Origin of the sequence: Sphingopyxis sp. BSN-002 (assembly GCF_022024275.1) — a bacterium.
Classification (GTDB): domain Bacteria; phylum Pseudomonadota; class Alphaproteobacteria; order Sphingomonadales; family Sphingomonadaceae; genus Sphingopyxis.
In genome coordinates this window covers 2,189,604-2,205,869 of the sequence record NZ_CP091804.1, presented here as the reverse complement: position 1 = coordinate 2,205,869, position 16,266 = coordinate 2,189,604, and the positions used below count along the sequence as shown (strand labels likewise).

General features: G+C 64.9%; 15 protein-coding genes and 1 tRNA gene. 9 read left to right on the top strand and 7 right to left on the bottom strand.

The window, feature by feature from the left end; genetic code table 11:
- Nucleotide 1: 1 nt before the first annotated feature.
- Complete coding sequence (locus tag L7H23_RS10905; RefSeq protein ID WP_275671197.1) at nt 2–1,075, top strand: LacI family DNA-binding transcriptional regulator; 1,074 nt, start codon at nt 2–4, stop codon at nt 1,073–1,075.
- A gap of 9 nt (nt 1,076–1,084) precedes the next feature.
- On the opposite strand, the gene L7H23_RS10900 is transcribed toward L7H23_RS10905, so the two are convergent.
- The 3 genes from L7H23_RS10900 to L7H23_RS10890 all read right to left on the bottom strand — a co-directional run bounded on the left by L7H23_RS10900 (nt 1,085) and on the right by L7H23_RS10890 (nt 4,212).
- The gene (locus L7H23_RS10900; protein ID WP_237835893.1) at nt 1,085–2,281 is read right to left on the bottom strand and encodes a glycoside hydrolase family 6 protein; all 1,197 of its coding nucleotides are present in this window, start codon (nt 2,279–2,281) and stop codon (nt 1,085–1,087) included.
- A 185-nt stretch (nt 2,282–2,466) separates the two neighbouring features.
- Nucleotides 2,467–3,603, bottom strand: coding sequence for a GGDEF domain-containing protein (locus tag L7H23_RS10895; protein WP_237835892.1), 1,137 nt, complete (start codon nt 3,601–3,603; stop codon nt 2,467–2,469).
- A gap of 532 nt (nt 3,604–4,135) precedes the next feature.
- Nucleotides 4,136–4,212, bottom strand: a tRNA-Arg gene (locus tag L7H23_RS10890).
- Between the two features lie 100 nt (nt 4,213–4,312).
- Between L7H23_RS10890 and L7H23_RS10885 the strand changes: the two genes are divergently transcribed.
- Nucleotides 4,313–5,374 carry a putative sulfate exporter family transporter gene (locus L7H23_RS10885; RefSeq protein ID WP_237835891.1) on the top strand — a complete coding sequence of 354 codons (1,062 nt, stop codon included), beginning with the start codon at nt 4,313–4,315 and terminating at the stop codon, nt 5,372–5,374.
- 31 nt (nt 5,375–5,405) lie between these two features.
- Here L7H23_RS10885 and L7H23_RS10880 read toward each other — a convergent pair whose 3' ends face one another.
- Nucleotides 5,406–6,158, bottom strand: coding sequence for a zinc-ribbon domain-containing protein (locus L7H23_RS10880; RefSeq protein ID WP_237835890.1), 753 nt, complete (start codon nt 6,156–6,158; stop codon nt 5,406–5,408).
- 158 nt (nt 6,159–6,316) lie between these two features.
- On the opposite strand from L7H23_RS10880, the gene ftsE reads away from it, so the two are divergent.
- The 4 genes from ftsE to L7H23_RS10860 are packed head-to-tail and all read left to right on the top strand — an operon-like array spanning nt 6,317 to nt 9,222.
- Entirely contained in the window at nt 6,317–7,039 is a 723-nt protein-coding gene (gene ftsE / locus L7H23_RS10875; RefSeq protein ID WP_237835889.1) for a cell division ATP-binding protein FtsE, read from the top strand.
- Between the two features lie 7 nt (nt 7,040–7,046).
- Nucleotides 7,047–7,952, top strand: coding sequence for a cell division protein (locus L7H23_RS10870; RefSeq protein ID WP_237835888.1), 906 nt, complete (start codon nt 7,047–7,049; stop codon nt 7,950–7,952).
- The gene (locus L7H23_RS10865) at nt 7,949–8,479 is read left to right on the top strand and encodes a YdcF family protein (protein ID WP_237835887.1); all 531 of its coding nucleotides are present in this window, start codon (nt 7,949–7,951) and stop codon (nt 8,477–8,479) included. Before L7H23_RS10870 ends, L7H23_RS10865 begins: the two co-directional genes overlap by 4 nt.
- A gap of 11 nt (nt 8,480–8,490) precedes the next feature.
- The gene (locus L7H23_RS10860; protein ID WP_237835886.1) at nt 8,491–9,222 is read left to right on the top strand and encodes a 1-acyl-sn-glycerol-3-phosphate acyltransferase; all 732 of its coding nucleotides are present in this window, start codon (nt 8,491–8,493) and stop codon (nt 9,220–9,222) included.
- 6 nt (nt 9,223–9,228) lie between these two features.
- Here the strand turns inward: L7H23_RS10860 and L7H23_RS10855 are convergent, their stop codons facing one another.
- Together L7H23_RS10855 and hisC are read right to left on the bottom strand one after the other, a co-directional pair.
- Nucleotides 9,229–10,134 (bottom strand): prephenate/arogenate dehydrogenase family protein, encoded by a 906-nt coding sequence (locus L7H23_RS10855; protein WP_237839219.1) that lies wholly within the window; start codon nt 10,132–10,134, stop codon nt 9,229–9,231.
- Nucleotides 10,131–11,246: a histidinol-phosphate transaminase gene (hisC, locus tag L7H23_RS10850; protein WP_237835885.1), complete on the bottom strand. Its 1,116-nt coding sequence runs from the start codon at nt 11,244–11,246 to the stop codon at nt 10,131–10,133. Before hisC ends, L7H23_RS10855 begins: the two co-directional genes overlap by 4 nt.
- 79 nt (nt 11,247–11,325) lie before the next feature.
- Here hisC and L7H23_RS10845 point away from each other — a divergent pair, with 79 nt between their 5' ends.
- The gene (locus L7H23_RS10845; RefSeq protein ID WP_237835884.1) at nt 11,326–12,447 is read left to right on the top strand and encodes a homoserine O-acetyltransferase; all 1,122 of its coding nucleotides are present in this window, start codon (nt 11,326–11,328) and stop codon (nt 12,445–12,447) included.
- Nucleotides 12,441–13,037, top strand: a complete 597-nt coding sequence (gene metW, locus L7H23_RS10840; protein ID WP_345790428.1) for a methionine biosynthesis protein MetW — start codon at nt 12,441–12,443, stop codon at nt 13,035–13,037. Before L7H23_RS10845 ends, metW begins: the two co-directional genes overlap by 7 nt.
- Nucleotides 13,038–13,068: 31 nt before the next feature.
- Here metW and L7H23_RS10835 read toward each other — a convergent pair whose 3' ends face one another.
- On the bottom strand, nt 13,069–13,713 hold the full coding sequence (locus L7H23_RS10835) for a TetR/AcrR family transcriptional regulator (RefSeq protein ID WP_237835883.1): 645 nt from the start codon (nt 13,711–13,713) through the stop codon (nt 13,069–13,071).
- A 203-nt stretch (nt 13,714–13,916) separates the two neighbouring features.
- On the opposite strand from L7H23_RS10835, the gene L7H23_RS10830 reads away from it, so the two are divergent.
- Entirely contained in the window at nt 13,917–16,259 is a 2,343-nt protein-coding gene (locus L7H23_RS10830; protein WP_237835882.1) for a TonB-dependent receptor, read from the top strand.
- Nucleotides 16,260–16,266: the final 7 nt, after the last annotated feature.

The following is a 16,266-nucleotide window of genomic DNA, read 5'->3' as shown; positions in this document are numbered from 1 at the left end:
ATTGCGCGCTATCGGGCGATATCGCGCGGCCTGCGCGAGGACGGAGGGGCAGATTTCCAAGCGAACCACGATCGTCGACATCGCGCGCGTGGCCGGCGTCACGCCCAAGACCGTCTCCCGCGCTCTCAACGACGCCCCGCATGTCAGCAAGGCGGTGCGCCAGAAGGTCAAGGAAGCCGCGGCCGAGCTCGACTATCATCCCAATCTCGCCGCTCAGAGCCTGATCGCGCGGCGCTCCTATCTTATCGGCCTCACTTATGAGCGCCCGAGTCCCAGCTATGTCGTCGATTTGCAAAACGGGGCGCTGGGACGTCTGGAGGACGGACGCTACCGTCTTGTCGTCCTTCCCTTCAATCATGTCGCGAGCCGGCCCGAGGAGCTGGGGAGACTCCTGCTCCGCGCCGGTCTCGACGGCATTCTCCTGGCGCCCCCGGCTTGTGACCAGCCGGTGCTGCTCGACATGCTCGAACGGCACAAACTGCCCTATGGCCGAATTACCCCCCACAGTGAGCTAGACCGCGGTATCGTTGTCACGATGGACGAAGCGGCTGCAGGCCAAGCGGTCGCGGCGCACCTCCTGTCACTCGGCCATCGACGTATCGGTATCATCCTCGGCGATCCGTCCCACGCAGCCAGCCTCGGCCGGATGGAGGGCTATCGGCGCGCGTTCGGCGACGCCGGCGCGGCCATCGACGAGCGGCTAGTCGTCACAGGCGACTTCACCTATGACGTCGGCTACCGCGCTGCGCGCGAGCTTCTCGCGCAATCCCCTCGTCCGACCGCCATTCTCGCGCAGAATGACGATATGGCGGCAGCCGCCATCGCGGCGGCGCGCGATCTCGGCCTTGCCGTGCCAGGCGACCTTTCGGTGGCAGGCTTCGATAATTCCGAGGTTTCGCGGACCGCATGGCCGCAGCTCACGACCGTCAATCAGCCCGTTCGACAAATGGCGTGGGACGCCGCCGATCGTCTGATTGCAGCGCTCGACGGCAAGAGCGATTTCTCCGGATCGCGGCGGCGCGACCATGCCCATGAATTGCTCGTCCGCGCCTCGACCGCACCGCCTGCCGAGTAGGCGCCGCTGTCATTCGGCTGGTAGCGGCGGCTCCGCCAGCTCGATCAGTTCGCGCGCCTGCGCGGCGAACCATTGCCCGGCAGGCGGGGCCGTGACGCCGCGCTCGGGATCCGCCGGTCCCGCCGTTCCGCGCAGACATTCCCCATCGGATTCTCCAGGCACCTTGATCCAGAGGAAGGCATCGACATAGGGGTTTCCGGTTTGGAGCGAAGGTCGCCTGCCTAGTCCTCGGCCGGGAGGATTGCACCAGACTTCCGCGTCGCGATATGCGCCAGCAGGCGGTTTCCACGATCCCCGACCGTTACGGCTCGTATCGATCACGGCATGTTTCTGACGCGAGGGATCGCGTGTCAGCCCCGTTCGCACGAACAGGCGATCATAAGCCTTGTCGGTCGCCGCCCAGCTCTTCTCGTCGTCGAAAGCTGCGGGGCTATATTGGCTCGGACACTCGCGCGGATCGAGCCCGCCTCGCGTGATGAGGGCGATACAGTCGCTGACCCAGCGTGCATAGGGAATGACCCGGTCATCGCTCTCGAAATTGGAAACGTTGAGGAAGAAACCCGACACTTTGGCGACATCCGCCTTGATCAGCCGGCTCGCGATCTCGCCGGGCGCCAGCCAGCTGCTGCCGGTTCCATCGAGATAGATGCTGACCCCGGGTCGCTCAGAGAGAATCGCGACGGCGCTGCGCAGTTCCTCATATCGCCGCGCTGCGGCGCCATCGTTTTTCCCCTCAGGCCGGCAGCCCTCGATATCACCCGCGAGGGTGCGATGCCATGGAATGACTCCGAGTCCGTCCGGCTCGAGAATGACGATAGCGGCGCGATCACCGATCCCGCGTGCGACGCCGAGGATCCATTCGCGGTAGGCCCTGCTGTCGGCGGCACCGCCCGCTGAATAGAGAGCGCAGTCGCGGTACGGAATATTGTAGATCGCCAGAACAGGGATATGCCCTTGGACGGAGGCGCGGCCGACAATGTCACGAGCCTTTTCTTCCACGACCTCCGGCGAGCCGTATGCGAGCCATGAGGCGGACGGGATTTTCGAGAGCCGCAAAGCAACCTCGCGGTCCTGTTTTTCCAGTCTCTCGGCGGCGTTCGCGGTCGTGCTTCGGCTATCAACAAAAAGCGCCGGCGCCCGGCCCAACGCTGGCGTCGCCCAAATCAATAGCGAGGTCATCGACATCGCGATCAAGGGACGATTCATCGAGCCTCCTCTCACCAAAGGCCGGCGGCCCCTGTCCGGAATCGCCACTGCGGATGTCCGAAGGATAGGACTACAGGCCGAACTCGCTCAAGATGAATACGAAGCCTGAGCAATTTAACGCGTTTCCTGCCCGCAAAGCCGGCTAGGATTTGGCTCCCACATCGGAAAACGATATCTACGTGGCCTTATTCGGCCAGATGCACGCGGTCGCGACCGTCGCCCTTGGCTCTGTAAAGTGCACGGTCGGCGCGATCCATCAGAGCCTCCAGGTTTTCATCTTCCCTCGCAATCGCGATCCCGAAGCTTGCCGTCGGGCTTGCCTCGCCGGACATAATGTCCGGGGCGGTTTGCTTGAACGCCGTCCTGATCTCTTCGGCCAGTTCGTGCGCGGCGACGGCCGCACCTGAAGGCAGCATGATCGCGAATTCTTCACCGCCCAGACGCGCCAAAATCGCACCTCCCGGAGCCTTGTCCTTGAGAACCTCGGAGAAGCGCCGGATGATCAGGTCACCGCTGGTGTGACCGAACTGATCGTTGATTGACTTGAAGTGATCGAGATCCCCCAAAATCAGCGCCACCGGCCTGCCGTCCGCCTGCATCTCCATTGCCCAGAGCGCGCGCGGCTCGAAACCGCGGCGATTGAACAACCCGGACAACGCGTCGGTCAGCGCATCGGACTTTATGCTATCCATCACGTCGCTTGCAATAACCGCAAATATTCCGACTGCCGTCATCGCGCAGATAAGCGCATCGGAGATCGAAACGACAAGCCAGTATGAACCTTCGAACTGTTGGCCGGACGCGCCCGATGCAATCAGGAACAGCGGCCGAAGAAGGTAGCCGGCGCAGGAGACGAGCAGCAAACCCAGAAGCACCTGCTCGACCGGCGTGCGGCGTGTCGTCCTTGCAACATCCAGGAGCATCAGGAGACTGAGCAAGGCCAGCCCGGAATTGAGAATGATCACGCGGGCAAACAAGTTCGGATCTACGAATTGATAATAGTTGAGGGGGCCCAGCGTAAGCGCCCCGATTGCAAGGAGAGCCCCGTAGCGGGGTGGGCGCCCGCGCCGGTGGGACAAACCGATGGCAAGCAGCACGATCGCGAACAGCAGGAAGATGTTCGCCGAATAGCGAAGCACAGGGTTTTCCAACGAGAATGCGAAGTAGAATATTCCAAAGCACAGTGACCTGACCGCGTATGAAAGGCCGAATACCCGAATATAATTCAGAGTGCGGTTGTTTCGCCAGATCGCTAGCAGCGCGATGCAGAATATCGCCGCCATGCTCGTGTTCAAAATTCCTATGACATTATAATAATTCATACACCCGACCAATGGCGAAAATTTGGATCCCCGATCCAGTGGATCGGAGGGGATGCTATAATCCGGGTAAAGGTCAGGTGAATGCCGGAACGACAGAGCAGCAACTCGCTCAACATCCTGTGAAGTGTTTCCGCGGACCGAAGCTCATTGGCGCAACGTGGCCGGTTGCGGACATTGCAATCACCTGAAGGGCTGCCCTTTCAACCTATTCCGCGCGGTTTCGAATGTCCGATTTCAGGCGCAAAGTTGCCGTCCCGACCATGAGCAACCCTATATGATCGGCGAGTATGTTGGGCGGCTGTCGTCGTACTGCGGTGAATTTGCGACGAAGGCAGGGGTCGACCTTCGAAGGCTCTCAACCAACTTCTAAAGCATTGAAATTACTGAGCGCCGCTTCCTTCAATTCCGGCCGCAATAACACGGATTCGGCGCCTAACAGTCTTGCCTCACGAACGAGTTGCTTACTTGGCAAAATCCGGACTCCCAAGCATATCCTTGAGATCCATTCAAGTTATTGAAATACAAGGGAAAATGGCGCACCCGAAGGGATTCGAACCCCTGGCCTCTGCCTTCGGAGGGCAGCGCTCTATCCAGCTGAGCTACGGGTGCCGGTAGAGCGCGGCCTCTAGCAAGCGTACGCGCCGCCAGCAATGGCCTATCGACCGCGGCCGCCGGATATGCGAAGCGGGCGCTTGAGGCAGGGGGACGCATGCGGGCATCCGACTATGACTGGCCGATGGCGGCCGATCTCTACGGCGAGATGCAGCTCGAGGCGGCACCGCCCGCGAAGCGCAAGTGGCGCGACTATCTGCCCGGCGCCTTCGTCACCGCCATCGCCGCGCTCGCCGCGGCGTGGCTCGCCGACCATTATGCCGCGCCGATCGTGCTGATGGGGCTGCTCATCGGCCTGTCGATGAGCTTTCTGTCGCAGGACAAGCGCACGCATGCAGGACTCGACCTGATGTCGCAGACCGCGCTCCGCATCGGCATCGTCCTTGTCGGCGCGCGGATCACGGCGGCGCAGCTCGCCGAACTCGGGCCGCTCCCCTTCGCGCTGCTCGTCCTGATCATGATCGCGGTGATCGTCGTGACGGTCGCGACCGCGCGGCTGTTCGCGCAGGAAAAGCACGCCGCACTGCTCGCCGGCGGGGCGACCGCGATCTGCGGCGCCTCGGCGGCGCTCGCGCTCTATTCGTTGATCGGCGACAAACGCGTCGATCAGGCGCGCTTTACCCTGACGTTGGTTGGAATCACCGTCGCGAGCGCACTCGCAATGACGCTTTATCCCGTGCTAGCGGCGCAGCTCCACCTGACCGATGCGCAGGCGGGCTTCCTGATCGGCGCGTCGATTCATGACGTCGCGCAGGCGATCGGCGGCGGCTTTTCCTTCTCGCCGCAAGCCGGCGAGGTCGCGACGATCGTCAAGCTGACGCGCGTCGCACTGCTCGCCCCGATGCTGATGCTCGTCGCGCTCTGGCTCGGGCGCAGCGGCGAGCCCGGCGCGACGAGGCGCATTCCGCTGCGCCTGCCCTGGTTCATCCTCGGCTTCCTCGCCGTCGCCGCGGTCAACTCGCTGGTGCCGATCCCCAAGCCGATGCAAAGCGTTGCCGCAACAGGCGCACAGGCCTTGTTGCTACTGGCGATCGTCGCGACGGCGATGAAGGCGCGGTTGCACCTGTTGCTCGATCAGGGATGGCGGAGTTTCGCACCGATCGTCATTGCGACGCTGACGAGCTTCCTGCTGTCATTGGCGGCCGCCCTCGCCCTGTGACGCCGTGACGTCACCGTAAAACGCTCGAAAATCAGCTTTTCGGAAGCGCCCAGCTGACGGTCAGCTGCGTCGCGCGGCGGGGAATGTCGAGCTTCGCTTCGCTGAAATTGACCTTCTCGTTCGGCGGCAGCATCCGCACCGGCGGCTTGATCGTCCAGCTGTAAACGATCGTCCCCTGCGCATCGCGCAGCTCGGCGAGGATCGGCGGAACGCGCTGCTCGCGGTCGGTCGGGTTGATGATCACCCCCGATGCGGCGAAATAGATGGTGCCGTCGGCCAGTTCGCGGTGATCCTGGTTCGGCGGCAGCTCGATGACGAGGTCGGGCTCGTCGACCATCCCCGGAATCCCCAGCCCCTGTGCCCAGCCCGGCAGGCCGAACCAGTAGAGCGCACCCGTTGCGGCGAGCATCAGCGCGGCCGCACTCGCGGCGATCCACGTCCAGCGTTTCGCCGGATTGCGGCGCGGACGGCGGAAAGGAAGCGGTGCCTCTTCGGCCGGGGGCTGAACGACCGGGACTTCGGGCACGGCAAAAGCCTGGGGCGGCGGCGGCGGAGCGGCGGCGGCGGCCGGCTCCGCGGCCAATGGCGCGGCCGCCGGTTCCGGATCGGGCTCGCGTGCGACCGGTACCGAAGCGGCCTCCGCCACTGTCGCGGCGACCGGAGCCGCAGGCTCCTGGAACCAGCTGTGACGGCAGCTTGCACAGCGCACGGTACGCCCCGTCGGTCCTATCGCGGTATCGGGCACGACATAGCGCGTATGACAGGACGGGCAGGCAAGGATCATGGAACCCCTCTAAACACGCCGATTCGCGTGTTGCAAGCACCGTGTCGCGCTTCGCGCTTTACCTCGGTGGATAGCCGTGTAACAGGCGACGCTATGAGCGCCCCGATCGCCCCGCCTCGCGCCGCTTGCAGGGTGCCGTCTGGTACAGGGATGGCGTCATGACCTCGCCTCCCCGTCCCGGCGGTGCGATGGTCGAATTCAGCGGCGTCGGCCTCCGCTACGGCCCCGATGAAGAGGTCCTGCGCGATATCAGCTTCAATCTTCAGCCGGGCAGCTTCTATTTCCTGACCGGGGCATCGGGCGCCGGCAAGACCTCGCTCCTCAAGATGCTCTATCTCGCACAACGGCCGAGCCGCGGCATCGTCCGCCTGTTCGGCGAGGATCTGGTCAACATGCCGCGTCACCGGTTGCCGGGCTTTCGCCGCCGGATCGGCGTCGTCTTTCAGGACTTCCGCCTGATCCCGCACCTGTCGGCGCGCGACAATATCGCGCTGCCGCTCCGTATCGCCGGCGTAAGCGAGGAGGATCTGGCGGGGCCCGTCGGCGAAATGCTGAGCTGGATCGGGCTCGACGAACGCGCCGACGCCTTCCCCCCGACGCTTTCGGGCGGCGAGCAACAGCGCGTCGCGATCGCGCGCGCGGTGATCGCTAGGCCGCAGCTGCTCGTCGCCGACGAGCCGACGGGTAACGTCGATCCCGACATGGCGATGCGGCTTCTGGGCCTGTTCGAGGCGCTGAATCGCCTCGGCACCACGGTCGTTGTCGCCACCCACGACATCCATCTGATCAGCCGCATCGACAACGCGCAGATGATGCGGCTCGAGAAAGGCCGCCTCTCCGACCCCACCGGCGCGCTTCGCTATCCGCCGAACCGTTCGTGATGCCGGCATGATCATCCCGCGCGTCCCCGCCCAGCATCGCCGCCTGCTTCCCGACCGCCGTCTGTCGGGGCCCACGCCATGGGTCATCGCGATCCTGATGCTGCTGACACTGCTGGCGGCGGCTGCGGGCGTCGGCCTCGCGCGGTCGGCCAATGCGATCGGAAGCGCTATCGCGGGACGCGTCACGGTACAGATCGTCACGGCAAACCCGGTCACGCGGGCCGAACAGGCAGCGGCGCTCCGTCGCGCCGCCGCAACGCAGCCCTTCGTCCGCTCGGCGCGCGCGGTCGAACAGGAAGAGCTGAAGGCGACGCTCGGCCAATGGTTCGGCGGCGCGGAAGGCGACGATCCGGTGCTGCAGTCGCTGCCGCTTCCCGCACTCGTCGATATCGATTTCGTCGGCGAGAATCGCGCCGGACATATGGCGCAGCTCCGCGCACTCGTGGCACGCGAGGCCCCCGGCGCGCGGATCATCCCGCACGCCGAATGGCTGGGTCCCGTCGCGCGGCTGATCCGCTCGCTCGCGTGGGTCGCCGGCGGGCTTGTCGTGCTGATGACGCTCGCGAGCGCTGCGGTCGTGATCATGACGGCACGCGCCGCGCTCGGCACCCACTATGCGACAATCGAGATGCTCCACATGATCGGGGCGACCGACCAGCAGATCACGCGGCTGTTTCAGCGCCGCATCGCGATCGACACGGCTTACGGCATCGCGCTTGGCAGCGTCGTCGCAGCGCTGATCCTGCTGCTCATCGGCTGGCAATGGTCGGGGGTTACCTCGGGGCTCGCCGCGACCGCTTCGCTCGGCCCCGGCGGCTGGGCGCTCTTGCTGGCGCTGCCGCTATTGGCTATCGCGCTCGCAGCATTGACGGCACGGCAAACCCTGCTCGCCGCTCTCCAGAAGATATTATGATCAAGCGCCTGATTTCGCTCCTCTTCCTTGCCTGGGTGCTCGGCTTCGCCTGGTTCGCGCTGCTGCTGCCGCAACCGGCGCCGAACGGAAAGACCGATGCGATCGTCGTGCTGACCGGTGGTCCCGGCCGCATCGACCGCGGGCTCGAGCGGCTCGAAGCGGGCGACGCGAAGCGCCTGCTGATCAGCGGCGTCGCGCGCGAGGTAAAGCCGAAGGAACTCGCTGCCGAGTACAAGCGGCCGATGAAATTGTTCGACTGCTGCATCGCGCTGGGGTTCGAGGCCGAGGATACGCGCTCGAACGCGACCGAGGTCGCGACCTGGGTTGCGCGGCGCAACTACAAGAGCATCCGGCTGATCACAACCGACTGGCACATGCGCCGCGCCGAATATGAAATCGGCCGCGCGGTCGGCGACAAGGTGACGATCCTGCCCGACGCGGTGCCGAGCCAGCCCAACTTCGCGACCCTGTTCCGCGAATATCATAAATATCTCGCGGGGCTGGCGGGCGGGCTCCTCGGGCTTTAAGAGCGGCGCCGATGCGCTACTCCATCGCCCTGTTTCGCTCGATCCTCTTCTGGATCCTGTTCGTCCTGATGAGCAGCTTCAGCTCGATCGGCGCAGTCATCTCGCTGCCCGTCTCGCATCATGCGACGATCTGGTTCGTCCGCATCTGGGCGCAGTTCCACCGGCTGATCTGCCGTTTCGTGCTGGGGCAAAGGATCGTCGTCGAAGGCGAGATGCCCGATATTCCGGTGCTTTACGTCTTCAAGCACGAGGGTGCGTTCGAGACGATCGAGCAGCCGGGACTGTTCAAGCATCCGGCGGTGTTTGCGAAGGAACAGCTCTTCAACATCCCCGTCTGGGGACAAGCGGCGCGCTTTTACGGCCTTGTCCCGGTCGACCGCGACGGCGGCGGCAAGGCGATGCGCGCGATGCTGAATGCCGCCAAGGCTGCGCTCGCCAAGGATCGTCCGCTGGTGCTGTTTGCCGAGGGAACGCGCATTCCGCACGGCGAGGCGCCGCCGCTCCGCTCGGGCTTTGCCGGCATCTATCGCTTGCTCGGCGTGCCGGTGATTCCCGTCGCGGTGAACAGCGGCATCGCCTATCCGCCGCGCCGCTGGGTCAAATGGTCGGGGACGATCACCTACAAGGTCGGCGAGACGATCCCCGCCGGCTTGCCACGCGAGGAAGCCGAAGAGCGCGTCTGGCGCGCGATCAATGCGCTGAACCCGCCCGAGGCGTTGCTGGCGGGCAAGGCCTCCGCCTGATCGGGTCTAGTGCTTGCGCCCGAAGTCGGGTGCTGCGTCATCCTGCCCCTGTTCGATGATCGAGCGGCGGATCGCACGCGTGCGCGTGAACCAGTCTTCGAGCTTGCCGGCGTCGCCGCGGCGGATCGCCTGCTGGAGCACGGTCAGATCCTCGTTGAAGCGCTGCAGGGTTTCGAGCACCGCATCCCTGTTCGCGAGAAACACGTCGCGCCACATCACCGGATCGCTCGCCGCGATGCGCGTGAAGTCGCGGAAACCGCCCGCCGAATATTTGATGACCTCACTCTCGGTCACTTCCTCGAGCTCGCTCGCGGTACCGACGATCGTATAGGCGATCAGGTGCGGCAAATGGCTCGTCACCGCGAGCACCATGTCGTGGTGCGCCGCGTCCATCAGATCGACCTTCGCGCCGAGCGCCTCCCAAAAGCCGCCGAGTGTCGCCACCGCATCCGCGGGCGCGCCCGCGCCGGGGGTGACGATGCACCAGCGCCCCTCGAACAGTGTTGCGAAGCCCGCAGCCGGTCCGCTGTTCTCGGTGCCCGCCACCGGGTGTGCGGGAATGACTACGTGACCGGGCAGCACTTTCGTCAGCGCGTCGGCGACGCTGCTTTTCGACGAGCCGACGTCCGAAATGATCGCGTCGGCCTTCAATCCCGGGGCGATCGCTGCACCCGCATCGGCCATGCGTCCGACCGGAACCGCCAGAATGACGAGATCGGCGCCCGCTACCGCTTGCACCGGATCGTCGGCGATCTCGTCGCACAGCCCCAGCGCGCGAGCCTGTTCGCGCACGTCGGCGCTGGCGTCATGTCCCGTCACCGTCACGTCGGGCAGGCGCTCCCTGACCGCCCGCGCGATCGACGAACCGATCAAACCCAGTCCGACAATGGTGACCTTCTCGATGGCCATCAGCCGGCCAGCGCCCCGCGGATCGCCGCCGCGAGACCGCGCGTTTCCTCTTCGGTGCCGATCGTCATGCGCAGCGCCTGCGGAATCCCCTGCCCCGGCAGCCAGCGCACGATATAGCCCGCGTCCATCAGGCGCGTGTAGACGGTCTCGGCGCTGACATCGCCCTCGAACAATACGAGCAGGAAGTTGCAAGCCGACGGAATGACGCGGACACCATGGTTGCCGAGACCTTCGAGCTCCTGCGCCAGCCAGGCGCGCCATTTGGCGTTATGCTCGCGGCTGCCATTCACGAAATCATCGTCGCCGAGCGCCGCGACCGCCGCCGCCTGCCCCGCACGCGTGACGTTGAACGGGAGGCGGATGCGGTGCAGCGCAGAAATCACGTCGGCATGCGCATAGCCCCAGCCGATGCGCTCGGCGGCAAGCCCGTGGATCTTCGAGAAGGTGCGCGTGATGAAAACGTTGGGCTGCGTCTTCGCGAGCTCCAGCCCGCCGTCGTCCTCGGCCTCCGAGAGATATTCGCTATACGCCTGGTCGATCACGAACAGCACATTCTTCGGCAGCCCCGCGTAGAGGCGCTGGACCTCGTCGCGGGTCGCGAGCGTGCCCGTCGGATTATTCGGATTGGCGAGATAGACGACGCGAGTCCTGTCAGTCACCGCCGCGAGCAGCGCATCGACGTCGGTCGCGAAATCCCTGTCGTCGGCCTCGACCGGAACCGCACCGACACGCCGCGCCGCGATCTCGTAGACCGCAAAGCCATAGCGCACATAGAGAATCTCGTCGCCGGCACCGGCATAGGTTCCCGCTGCAAGGTGGAGCAGTTCGTCCGAGCCGTTGCCGCAGATAATCCGCGCCGGATCGAGTCCGAATTTCGCCGCGATCGTCTCGCGAAGCTCCACCGAGCCCGGATCGGGATAGCGCGACAGCGCATCGGGGGCGCCCTGCGCAGCCGCAAAGGCTTCGCGCGCCTTCACACCCGTTCCGAGCGGATTTTCGTTGGCGCTGAGCTTGATCAGCGGGCGGCCGTCGGCGCCGGCCGACTTGCCGGGAACATAGGGAGCGATGCCGCTGATCCACGGCTTCGGAGTGAGGGTGGCGCTGCTGTCGGTCATGCCGCGCCGTTTAGCGGCTGTGCCGCCCGAGTCCAGTGCGTTGACAGCGCCCCTGCGCCCGCTTAGCCCCGCGCGGACCATGGCAAGCCTGCTCCACCAGATACAGCATCAGAGCGTGACGATTTCGGCGCCGCTCGCGCTCGACAGCGGGCAGGTGCTGCCTTCGGTGACGATCGCCTATCAAAGCTATGGCGCGCTCAACGCCGACAAGTCGAACGCCGTGCTGATCTGCCATGCGCTGACCGGCGACCAATATGTCGCGAGCGATCATCCCGCGACCGGGAAACCCGGCTGGTGGGCGCGCATGGTCGGGCCGGGCAAGCCGGTCGATACCGACCGCTTCTTCGTGATCTGCGCCAATGTGCTTGGCAGCTGCATGGGAACGAGCGGCCCCGCCACGCCCGATGCCGCGACCGGCGCGCCGCTCGGCATGCAGTTCCCGGTTATCACGATCGCCGACATGGTCCGCGCGCAGGCAATGTTGCTCGATCATCTCGGTATTGCACGGCTTCATGCCGTCATCGGCGGTTCGATGGGCGGAATGCAGACGCTCGCCTGGGCTGCGGCCTATCCTGAACGGTTGCGTTCGGCGGTCGTGATCGCGAGCGCGGCGCGCCATTCAGCTCAGAATATAGCCTTCCACGAAGTCGGGCGACAGGCGATCATGGCCGACCCCGACTGGCAGGACGGTCAATATTACGGTAGCGCACGCGCGCCCACCAAGGGTCTGGCGGTGGCGCGCATGGCGGCGCACATCACTTACCTGTCCGAAGAGGGGCTCACCGAGAAGTTCGGCCGCCGGCTGCAGGCGCGCGACATCAAGAGCTTCGGTTTCGACGCCGATTTCCAGGTCGAATCCTATCTCCGGCACCAGGGGCTGGCCTTTACCGACCGCTTCGATGCCAACGCCTATCTCTATATCACCCGCGCGATGGACTATTTCGACCTTGCCGAGCCGCACGACGGGCGACTCGCGGGCGCCTTTGCTAACGCCAAGGATGTGCGCTTCACCTTGGTGAGCTTCGACACCGACTGGCTCTACCCGACCGCCGAATCGCGCCGAATCGTGCAGGCGCTCCATTCGGTCGGCGCCGCGGCGAGCTTTGTCGAGCTGTCGGCGCCCTTCGGCCACGACAGCTTCCTCCTCGACGTGCCCGCGCTCGACCGCATCATGGCCGGCGCACTCGGAGGCGGCTGGTGAGCGCGCTCCGCCCCGATCTTCGCATCATAGCAGATGCTATCCCCGCCGGCGTGCGCGCGCTCGATATCGGTTGCGGCGACGGGGCGCTGATGGCCGAGCTACGATCGCAGAAGGCGATTGATGCTCGCGGGCTCGAGATCGACGTCGCGGCGATCGAAGCGGCGATGGCGCAGGGACTGTCGGTGGTTCAGGGCGACGCGAACCGCGACCTCGCCGACTATCCCGACGACGCCTTCGACTATGCCATCCTGTCGCAGACGCTCCAGACGACCGAGCGCCCCGACCTCGTCGTGGGCGAACTGCTCCGCATAGCGCCGCGCGCGTTCGTCAGCTTTCCCAATTTCGCGCACTGGCGGGTGCGGCTATCCTTGCTCTGGACCGGCCGTATGCCGATGACGCGGCTGCTGCCCGTCGCCTGGTACGAAACGCCGAACATCCACCATGTCACGGTCAGCGACTTCCGCGAGCTGCTGCGCGAAAAAGGCATCAGGGTCGAACGCGCCTGGTATCTGTCGGGCGACAAGCCGACGAGCGACGCCGCCGCAAGCTGGCGCGCCGAGCACGCCATCTTCCTGATTTCACGAGGGTAGTTTTTCTCCCGCAAGCGGAAATGATGCAGGACTAGTCCTGCTTCTTCAGCCCGTTCGCGAGCAGGTCGTTCGCGATCCGCGCGATCTCTTCGATATCGGCGTCCTCGTCCCACAGGCCATAGCGCATGCCCAGAAAGACGTTCATCCCGCCGATCGCCCAGGCGTGAATCTCGCCGACGTCGGCACGGATTTCGCCCCGTGCGGCGCCATTCTCCAGCCGCTGGCGCACGCGTGCGACGGTCGTCTCATAGTGGCGGCGGTAGCTCGCGTAATCGACGAACTCGGCCTCATCGATGATCCGGTAGATCTCCTTATGCTCGCGCACGAAACCGAGATAGGATTCGAGCCCGATGCGCTCGGCACTGATCTCGTCGGGTGCCGCCTGAACCAGCGGCGTGACATGATCGCGCAATTGCTCGCTCATGTAGCGAACGAGCGCCTGGAAGATTTCATCCTTCGAATCGAAATAGGTGTAGAAGCTGCCGAGCGCCGTTCCCGCACGCCGCGTGATCGCGCTGATCGACGCCTCGTGAAAGCCGCGCTCGCCGAACTCTATCGCAGCGGCGTCGAGCAGTTTGCGCAGCGTCCGCCGCCCGCGCTCGGTGCGCGGGGTCTTGTCGCGCGGCTCGCCATTGGCGGCCGCTTCTGACTCCGTCGCTGCCTGCGGTTGATCCATCGCGCCTTCCCGTCTCCCCGATCCGTCCGGCCCTGCCTGCATCGTGGTATTCCGGCACCACAAGCAAGCAAAAAACGTCGGATGCATATTCCAAGTTGAAACTTGGTTCATGTTTCATTATAGGCTGCGTCGCGGCTTGGCAAGACCGGCCCAACGAAATCAACAAAGGGCGGCGAAAGGTCGCCCACCATGGGAGACACAATATGCGTCCTTTCGCCCGTTCGCTGCGCCGCGCCATCTATGCGACGAGCGCGCTTTCGATGCTCGCCTTCACCCCCGCCGCCTCCGCTCAGGAAGAGGGCGCCACCGACGCCGGGAATGACGAGATCATCGTCACCGCCCGCCGCCGCGACGAACGGCTGATCGACGTCCCGGTCGCAATCACCGCTTACTCGGGCGAAGCGCTCGAAAAGGCCGGCGCGATCGACATCACCGAAATCGGCCAGACCACGCCGAACACGACGCTCGAAGTCTCGCGCGGCTCGAACTCGACCCTCACCGCCTTCATTCGCGGCGTCGGCCAGCAGGATCCGGTGTCGGGGTTCGAACAGGGCGTCGGCCTCTATCTTGACGACGTCTATCTGAACCGTCCGCAGGCCGCGGTGCTCGATATCTATGACGTCGAGCGGATCGAAATCCTGCGCGGGCCGCAGGGCACGCTTTATGGTCGCAACACCATCGGCGGCGCGGTGAAATATGTGACCGCACCGCTGCCGCAGGATTTCTCGCTGAAGATCAAGGGCACCTATGGCACCTATGACCAGGCCGACCTTGTCGTCACCGCCAGCGCGCCGATCGGCGACCTTCTCCGCGTCGGCGGCTCGGTCGCGCGGCTCTCACGCGGCGGCTTCGGCGACAATCTCACCACGGGGCTCGAAAACTACAACAAGGACGTCTGGGCGGGCCGCGGCACGATCGAGTTCGGTGGCTATGACGCGCCGGTGCTGATCCGCATCTCGGGCGACTACAGCAAGGACAAGAGCGATCCGCGCGGCGGCCACCGCCTGATCCCCAGTCTCGCGACCAACGCGCCGGTGCTCGACGATGTCTACGACAGCCGCGGCGGCCTCGTCGATCCGAAGCAGAGCATCGAAGCCTATGGCCTTGCGATGAACGTCACGGCCGAACTCAGCGACACGGTGACGCTTCGCTCGATCAGCGCGTGGCGCAAGGACAAGTCGGCGACCCCGATCGATTTCGACGCACTGCCCGCGGTCGACGTCGACGTTCCCGGCTTCTATTTCAACGAGCAGGTCAGCCAGGAATTCCAGCTGCTCTACGAAAGTGACAAGCTGAAGGGCCTTCTCGGTTTCTATTATCTCGACGCGACCGCCGACACGCTGTTCGACGTGCGCATCTTCAACACTTTCGCCGGCCTGACGGCGTTCACCGAGGCCGATGTCGATACCAAGACCGCGGCGGTGTTCGGCGATTTCACCTATGACTTTACCGACCAGTTCAGCCTGTCCCTGGGCGGTCGTTACACGTGGGACAAGCGCGAGGCATCGATCCTGCGCCAGAATTATCTCGGCGGCGGCTCACCCGTATTCGGCGGTGCCGGCGTTCCCTTCGGCGCCCCCGGCACCGATTTCGAGGGCAGCCGCAAGTTCAACAAATTCACCCCGCGCGCCTCGCTGACCTTCAAGCCGACCCCCGACCACACGCTCTACGCCAGCTATTCGCAGGGCTTCAAGGGTGGCGGCTTCGACCCGCGCGGCGTCGGCGCCAACGCGCCGGCGGCGATCCCGGGCAGGCCGACCGATGCCGAAATCGCCGCCTTCCTGAGCTTCCGTCCCGAAAAGGTCGAAAGCTATGAACTAGGCTACAAGGGCAGCCTGTTCGACGGCGGCCTGAATGTCGCGATCGCCGGTTTCTACGCCGATTACACCGACGTCCAGATTCCGGGGTCGGTCGCCTGCACCGTCGGCGGCCTGCCCAGTTTCTGCGGCATCGTGTCGAATGCCGGCAAGGCGACTTTCAAGGGCCTCGAGTTCGAGGGCCGCGCACGGCTCGGTGAGGATCTGGCGGCAACGGGCGACCGGCTGACGCTGTCGACCGCGCTGGGTTATATCGACGCGAAGTACAAGAAGTTCGTCACCAATATCGCCGGCGTGCCGACCGACGTCGCAGCGTTCCGCGAGGTGCAGAATACGCCGAAGTGGACCGCCAGCGGGACGCTCGCCTATTCGACCCCCGTCGGCGACGGCGATATCAGCTTCGGCACGACGCTGTCGTATCGCAGCAAGACCTATCAGTTCGAAATCCCGAATCCCTATATCGACCAGGACGGCTTCGCGCTGTGGGATGCCAGCCTCGTCTATACGGCACCCGAAGGCCGCTGGAGCCTCGGCCTGTTCGGCAAGAATCTGACGAACAAGCACTACAAGACCTCGGGCTACACCTTCATCAACGTCAACCCGGTCACCGGGGTACCCGTCATCGGCGGCAACGGGTTGCCGACCTCGGCGCTCGGCACCGAGGGCACGCTGACCGCCTTCTACGGCAATCCGCGTCAGGTCTTCGTGACCGGCACGGTAAAATTCTGATCACGGG